The following is a 3,042-nucleotide window of genomic DNA, read 5'->3' as shown; positions in this document are numbered from 1 at the left end:
GAGGTACCGGCGACGGGACGCTGACGGGACTGACGTCGGATCAGAAGGCGCAGATGGCGTACACGCTGATGCCGACGGTGGTGTAGGCCTTCTGCCTGCCGAGGCCGATCCAGCCGGATCCGTCCGGGGTGGGGAAGCTGCCGACGAGCATCGCGTCGGCACCCTGGGCTTCGGCTCCGCCACCGATGACGTGCTTGCCGGCCGGACAGTAGACGGTACGGCGCTGGAAGTTCGGGACGTTCGCGTTGGGGAGCGTGACGATCTGATAGCCGTCGATGGCACGGGAATGTACGGGCTTGGCAGCGGTCGAGTGCTCGGGGGCTGCCTGGGCGGCCCAGCCGGCTCCAGCGGCGAGAGTGAGCGCCATTGCGCCGGCGGTGAGGGCCGTCTTTGCTCGCATGTGTCTCCTCCTGATCGTGCGGGACGTCTGCGATTGGCGTCCCGTCACTGGTGCAACCCTGCCGGACACAGGAGGCACGAACCGGACTGTTCCTGGTCAAACGCCCTGATGGTGGGACGTGGAGGTGCAGAGGCGTGAGGGGCGCAGGACCCGGGCGCGGGGTGCGGAGTACAGCCGGAACCGTCAGGCGCACCGGGACACGGACCGACGTCCCCGATCCGGCCACATCCGCCACCACGATGACGGCGACCCGATTGCGGCCGGGCCAGACAGACTTCCAGGCGTCCCGGGGCGAACCCGCTCAAGACGACGATCTCCGCGTCGAGGAAGTCGTGCCGGGGTGGAACTCCCCACAATGGGACAGTAGTTGTTGGAGGAGGTACGTCCCGCCCGGTCACGGATCACCGACGCGTTCGAACGGGCCGTCGACACCGGACGCGGTACTCGGCCTGGTCCAGGAATGCGCTCCGGCCCCCTGAGCCGCTCGACGGCCGACGGGTCAGGGGGCACTCGGGGCGGCTGTCGGGTGTCATTCGGGGCGGCTGAAGCGGCGGGCGGCCCAGAGCAGGGCCGCGACTCCGCCGGCCAGCAGGACGGCGCCTTCCAGGAGCAACGAAGGCTGCCGGCCGAACCACTCGATGCCCACGGCGGTCGCCTGGTGCGGTACGCGGAGCGCGATGACGCGGCGGAGCAGGTCCACCCCGTAGGCGAGGGGGTTGGCCGCGGCCAGCGTATGGGCCCAGCCCGGCAGGTTGCCCAGGGGGAAGAAGCCGCCGGAGAGGAACAGCAGCGGCATCATCACCAGGCCGAGCAGCATGTGGAAGATCTCGGGCCGGTCCAGGCTCACGGCCAGCAGCAGGGACAGGGCCGTGATGGTGAAGGAGGCCAGGATCATCACGGCGAGCAGCAACGCCAGGAGAAGCGGGTCGTAGGGCAGGCCGACGGCGCCGGCCAGACCGAGCAGGACCGCTCCCTGGACCGTGGAGACGATGGTGCCGCCGGCGCAGCTCCCGAGCAGGAGGGTGGGTCGACTGACCGGGGCCATCAGCAGTTCGCGCAGGTAGCCGCTCTGCCGGTCGGTGATCAGACGGACGCCGACGATGATGGCCGGCGCCTGCACGGTCATCATCAGCATGCCCGGGAAGAGGTACGTCTGATAGCCGACGCCCAGTGAGGAGTTCGGGATCAGGGCGGCCAGACCGCCGCCCAGGACGAAGAGGTAGAGGACCGGCTGGATCAGCATCAGGGCGCTGTGCGTGGGCTGGCCCGCCAGGCGCAGCAGATCGCGGTGCACCAGGGCGTGGACCGCGCGCAGTTCGCGGCGCAGGGACGGCCCCGGCCCACGGTCGCCGCCGCGGGAGGCGCCGGGGTCGGCGGGGGTACCTGAGGCATCGGAGGCCGGGAGAGCGGGGGCGGTCATGGGGCCTCCTCGGTCGCTGCAGTGCCGACGCCCGGAGCCGGATCGGCCGGTGTGGGGTCGGCCGCCGTCGGGTCGGCCGGAGTCGGATCGGCCGGTGTCGGGTGCGGCCGGGGGGCGTGGATGCTGCGGCCGGTGTGGTGGAAGAAGACGTCGTCGAGGGTCGGCGGGGTCGCGGACGCGGCGTGCACGGCGATGCCGTGGGCTTCGAGTGCCGCGCACAGGCGGGGAATCCAGGCGCTGCCGTTGGGCACGCGCAGCGACACCCCCTCGGTGTCCTGGGTGACGGCCGGGCCCGGCGGCGCAGTGCGGGCCACGACCTGCCGTGCCGCCGCGTCGTCGCCGGTACGCAGCAGTACCCGGTCCGCCCCGATCTCGGCCTTCAGCGCGTGGGGCGTGCCCTGGGCCACGAGCCGGCCGTGGTCGAGGATGCCGAGCCGGTCGCAGTGCTCCGCCTCCTCCAGGTAGTGGGTGGTGACGAAGAGGGTGCTGCCGTACCGCTCGCGCAGGACGCGCAGGTGCTCCCAGACCTGGGCGCGGGCGTGCGGGTCGAGTCCGGTGGTCGGCTCGTCGAGGAACAGCACCTCGGGCGCGTGCAGCAGGCCACGGGCGAGCTCCAGGCGGCGGCGCATGCCTCCGGACAGGGTGCGGACCGGGAAGCGGCGGCGGTCGTCAAGTCCGACCGCTTCGAGCATCTCGGTGACGCGCACGCGCGCGTGGCGGCGGCGCAGTCCGTAGAGGCGTGCGTGGATGTGCAGGTTCTGTTCGGCCGTCAGGTCGGGGTCCAGGGCGCTGTGCTGGAAGAGCATGCCGACCAGTCTTCTGACCCGGTCCGGGCGGCTGAGCACGTCGGCGCCCGCCACCGTGGCCCGTCCGGCGGTGGGGCGGGCGAGGGCGCACAGCAGGGCGAGGGTGGTGGACTTGCCCGCGCCGTTGGGGCCGAGGAAGGCGTAGGTCTCGCCCTTGAGGACGTCGAGGTCCAGGCCGCGTACGGCGTGGGTGGTGCTTCCGTCCGGGCCCGCGTAGCTCTTGACCAGACCGCGCGTGCTGATGGCGTACACCGGCGCGGCGGCGGCCTGTACGGCGACCGGGCCGGTGCGGGTGGCGGTCGGGGGGACGGCTCGGGTGCGGGCTTCGTCACCGGCTTGTGGCTGCACGGTCGGCTCCTCGTCCACGGGGGTGTCTTCCGCGAGGCCTGCGGGCCGCGGCGGAACCGGCTCCGGCC

Annotated in this window: 3 protein-coding genes; all 3 read right to left on the bottom strand. The window is 72.4% G+C overall.

Annotated features, from left to right (window positions below):
- Positions 1 to 40 precede the first annotated feature (40 nt).
- The 3 genes from ABT085_RS45275 to ABT085_RS45265 all read right to left on the bottom strand — a co-directional run bounded on the left by ABT085_RS45275 (position 41) and on the right by ABT085_RS45265 (position 2,878).
- Positions 41 to 400 carry a hypothetical protein gene (locus ABT085_RS45275; RefSeq protein ID WP_351622781.1) on the bottom strand — a complete coding sequence of 120 codons (360 nt, stop codon included), beginning with the start codon at positions 398 to 400 and terminating at the stop codon, positions 41 to 43.
- A gap of 529 nt (positions 401 to 929) precedes the next feature.
- The gene (locus tag ABT085_RS45270; protein ID WP_502982992.1) at positions 930 to 1,820 is read right to left on the bottom strand and encodes an ABC transporter permease; all 891 of its coding nucleotides are present in this window, start codon (positions 1,818 to 1,820) and stop codon (positions 930 to 932) included.
- Entirely contained in the window at positions 1,817 to 2,878 is a 1,062-nt protein-coding gene (locus tag ABT085_RS45265) for an ABC transporter ATP-binding protein (protein WP_351622784.1), read from the bottom strand. The genes ABT085_RS45270 and ABT085_RS45265 overlap by 4 nt, the downstream gene beginning before the upstream one ends.
- Between the last annotated feature and the right edge of the window lie 164 nt (positions 2,879 to 3,042).

This window comes from Streptomyces sp. NPDC002265 (assembly GCF_040296125.1).
Classification (GTDB): Bacteria; Actinomycetota; Actinomycetes; order Streptomycetales; family Streptomycetaceae; genus Streptomyces.
Note: the sequence above shows the minus strand (reverse complement) of the source record. Positions and strands in the feature narration are given on the sequence as shown.

Excerpts from the sequence above, each read along its gene's own strand:
- ABT085_RS45275 (WP_351622781.1), bottom strand. The coding sequence starts at position 400 with ATGCGAGCAAAGACGGCCCTCACCGCCGGCGCAATGGCGCTCACTCTC.
- ABT085_RS45270 (WP_502982992.1), bottom strand. The coding sequence starts at position 1,820 with ATGACCGCCCCCGCTCTCCCGGCCTCCGATGCCTCAGGTACCCCCGCC.